Raw genomic sequence first — 3,622 nt, 5'->3', positions numbered from 1 at the left:
TCCTTTTTTCGCAACTTTCACGAATGGTTCTTGGAACTGATGACAAGTATCGCCAACAACTGCACAAGCGTGTTCACGGCATGAGTTTTAATCAGGCGTTTGTCCTCCTCAAACCTGCTTTCGACGTATTCGATGAGTCCATTGCGTCTGACCTTCAGGAGATTCACGATCTTCGTTGTGGCCCCGCTCACGGCGATATGAGTTCGCTCACATATCGAAAGCGCGACCTCGTAGCTGACCATCAGGCTTTGGCTGAGCTTTATGTGCAGTGGTGGGCGCTCGACAAGAATCTCGACAAATTCGCCGAGAAGACGATTTTTGAATCCAAAGAATTTGAGCGGATTGGGCGAGAAATTTACCTGGGCAAGCCCGGCCAATCAAAAAACAAGTTATAGCGTACCAACTCATGATGGAAGCACGGGCATTATATCTACTTGAACATCCCGACACGCGTCTCTTTAGAGCTGGCGGCTGTCATGTCTTCGCGTTGGCACTCCGTTCGCTATACGGATACCCACTGCTTTGGGTCAAAGAAGACGGAAATCGTTATGACCATGTGGCGTGTGATGCAGGCGGTGGACATGTATTGGATTTCTTCGGGACGTTCACGTATGGGGAGTATGTTCGCTCAGAAAAGCTCCGTTCACGCCCAATTGAGTTCAAGCCAATCGAGGAAGCAGATGTAAGGGGTCGCTTTGTGCTTGGAGATGATCGCGGATATTACGCGCATCCAGATTTCATGCTGCCAGCCACGGAAAGGGCGAACTCTTGGATCATGAAACACCACAAGTATTTCGACGGCACAAAAAGGTGTGCCATTCCAGGGGTGAGCCGTGTGGAAGTGGCTAACCTTAATGAAATATTGTGATTTTTAATTACCCAATCAACAGTATGGAACAAGGGCGAGGCGGAAGCCCACGCGGTCGCTCCGGCCGTCCGGGGATTTCCTCATACGGTAGGCGGCACGGCAGAAGGCGGCGATGTAGCTGACCCAGCCGCCGCCGCGGTACACACGGTACGCGCCCGATTGAGGCCCCTTGGGATCTACTCCACCTTGCAACGTGTCAGCATACCAGTCGGCACACCACTCTATCACATTCCCGTGCATGTCATGCAGCCCCCAGGCATTCGGCTTCTTTTGGCCTACATCGTGGGTTTGCTCTTCACTGTTGTTCCAATACCACGCCACATCATCCACGGTACCGCCGGAATACGGCCCTGTCTCCCCAGCACGGCAGGCGTATTCCCACTGCGCTTCACTCGGCAAGGCATAGCGATAGCCAGGATGGTCACCTTGTCCGACATTCAACTTGGTGCAAAATTCCTGAGCATCATCCCAGCTCACATTCTCCACAGGCAGATCCTTGCTACCTTCAAATTTGCTTGGATTGCTGCCCATCAGGGCCTGCCACTGGCCCTGAGTCACTGGCGTGCGTGCCAGCCAAAACCCCTGGCTGATCTGCACTTGGACTTGGTTTTCACATTCATTCCGCCACTCTTCATTTGCTGGGCTGCCCATCAGAAAGGTGCCCGCAGGACACCAGATCATCTTCATGCCGAGGCTGTTCGTGAAGTTGGACGGCACAACCAAAGCCTGAGCCGCTGACTCGGCCAGCAAGCGGTCCACCAGATCAATCTGCTGGTCCATGCGGCGCACCAGCGCCTTCGAGGAATTGATCTGAAGTTCGAGTTGGAGGTTCTGGTCGTCGCTCATGAATCCGAGCCCTCCACGGCTTGAGATAGTCGTTCAATCTCGTGGTCAAGCTTCGCTGCCTGAATTTCAAAATAGGCGTCCCAGTCGGGATGCTGGGACATGACATGATAAGCCGCCGACTGCTGAACTGCCGCCAAGTCGGCGCGGACTTTTTCCAAGGCGGAACGAACTGCTTGGATGCGTGCCTGAAGGGTGGCTTTTTGATCTGCCGCAGAGGCTCCCGCTGCGGCAGTAAAGACGCCGGCTGCTGCCTGAGCAGCGAGGTGCCTCACGCGGACGAGATTGCCCGTCTGATACGCTTCGGTCAAATCACGGAACATGGCCGCTGCTGCTGCCTGATGCTCCACCGGCACGACATCTGGATGGCATTTCTTCGAGGCGCTGCGGAAGAGCTTTTTCAGTTCCTGCTGCTCCTCCTCGGACAAATCCCACTTCGTGCGGGCATTCTCGGCCTCCTGTGCGGTGCTCTCTTTTTGAAAGTCGTCGAAATCTTGCTGTGCTTCCTTGGCCTCCTCAGCCTTCGTCGGGTCTGCCGCTGCCGCTCTAATACGAACAATCAGGCGCAGCCGCAGCAGCTTCGCTAATCGATCGCCAAGGCTTTGATGGTGGGCAGCATGAAATCGGGAAATCTGATGATCGAGATCCGCTTGTTCGGCCTCCGCCTCGGCCAGATCTGATGACAGCCGCTCCAATTCAGCCTCCAGCAGCGTGATTTCTGGATCAGCCCAGCGCACCAGCCGCGTGCCCTCGGTCAATACCGTGGTGATGAGCCTGCCTGCCTCCGCGTAGCGGTGTGCACCGAAACATTCGATGATCTGTGCAATGTTACCAATCTCCCGATGCGTCTGAAGCCTGGCAGCAGCAGATGAGGCCAGCTCGACATCGCCAAGATCAAGCAAAGCCTTCAGGGCTTGCAGGCGGGAGATCAGTTCGGAAGGAAGCGTCATGAATCGTTTGCTGGCTGCGGTTCGATGCACTCGCCCGCCATCTTTTCCACGCTGTCAGATGGACAGCGCTTCGTCAGCTCATAGGCGAGGTATTTGGCTTGGTGGTCGGTCAAAGACATCAGATTTCGCCATGAAGGCACCGGCATCAAAGCGGGGGTTTAAACCGAAGGCAAGGATTTGGAGTCACAATCACTCAGCAGCACAACTGGCACGGGAAGAGCAGAATGGGAATCCTCTAGGCACACAGTCACATTTCGATTTACGCGTCCTGCCTTTCGCTCCGATTTCTTGAAAGAAGCGCATCGGTTACTGCCTGCAGGGTGGCGCGAGATTAAGCAGTCGGATAACGATCCCGCAAGTCCCAAGACTTGACTAATGAGGGGTGAAGCCGTCAGCTGGCCCTGGCTAGATGATGACCGGGACATGCAGAAGGCTCAACAGTTGCAGCGAGTCCCTGTTTTCATAAAAGTGCCGAACCAACGACAAAGCGGAACCTAACTGGCCGGGGCATACATCAGCGCCGAGAAAGACGCAGCCCAGGCAAAGCTCGCCGCGCAGAAAGGCTACGCCAACAAGGCCGAATTCATCCGCACACTCTTCGATGACGCACTTGCTGGGAATACACAAAGCCCCACCAAAGCACGCAGTTCGTCAAAATCCAAAAAGTGACCGGCGCGTGGAGCCGCCAGTGCTACCGCGCAGAAAGGCTAAGGCCGAATTCATCCGCACCCTCTTCGATGACGCACTCGCCGACGTCAGGATGCACCGCGATCAAGCGCGGCCTCCTTCGCGTTGCTAATTACTTTGCCAATATTTTAATAATTTAAACACGATTTGGAAAGCGATCCACCAGCCCAGGGGCTGTGACACGAGTATGAGGCAATAGCTCAAGCATCCCCAACGCGGTGCAGCATCTCGGAAATCTTCGAGAATGAATTTCCCACTCTTATCAACCAGATGA

4 protein-coding genes are annotated in these 3,622 nt (G+C 54.8%); 2 read left to right on the top strand and 2 right to left on the bottom strand.

Going from position 1 to position 3,622, the window contains the following annotated elements; all coding sequences use genetic code 11:
- Nucleotides 1–395 (top strand): hypothetical protein (locus tag ACILSL_RS27320; protein ID WP_395735238.1); only part of this gene is annotated, 395 nt, incomplete at its 5' end.
- An 11-nt stretch (nt 396–406) separates the two neighbouring features.
- Nucleotides 407–868: a hypothetical protein gene (locus ACILSL_RS27315; RefSeq protein WP_395735237.1), complete on the top strand. Its 462-nt coding sequence runs from the start codon at nt 407–409 to the stop codon at nt 866–868.
- A 15-nt stretch (nt 869–883) separates the two neighbouring features.
- Here the strand turns inward: ACILSL_RS27315 and ACILSL_RS27310 are convergent, their stop codons facing one another.
- The gene (locus ACILSL_RS27310; RefSeq protein ID WP_395735236.1) at nt 884–1,714 is read right to left on the bottom strand and encodes a formylglycine-generating enzyme family protein; all 831 of its coding nucleotides are present in this window, start codon (nt 1,712–1,714) and stop codon (nt 884–886) included.
- The gene (locus tag ACILSL_RS27305; RefSeq protein ID WP_395735235.1) at nt 1,711–2,661 is read right to left on the bottom strand and encodes a hypothetical protein; all 951 of its coding nucleotides are present in this window, start codon (nt 2,659–2,661) and stop codon (nt 1,711–1,713) included. Before ACILSL_RS27305 ends, ACILSL_RS27310 begins: the two co-directional genes overlap by 4 nt.
- Between the last annotated feature and the right edge of the window lie 961 nt (nt 2,662–3,622).

Source organism: Prosthecobacter sp. (genome assembly GCF_044222345.1).
Classification (GTDB): Bacteria; Verrucomicrobiota; Verrucomicrobiia; order Verrucomicrobiales; family Verrucomicrobiaceae; genus Prosthecobacter.
The sequence above is the reverse complement of the archived record's forward strand: the minus strand, read 5'-3'. Positions and strand labels throughout refer to the sequence as shown.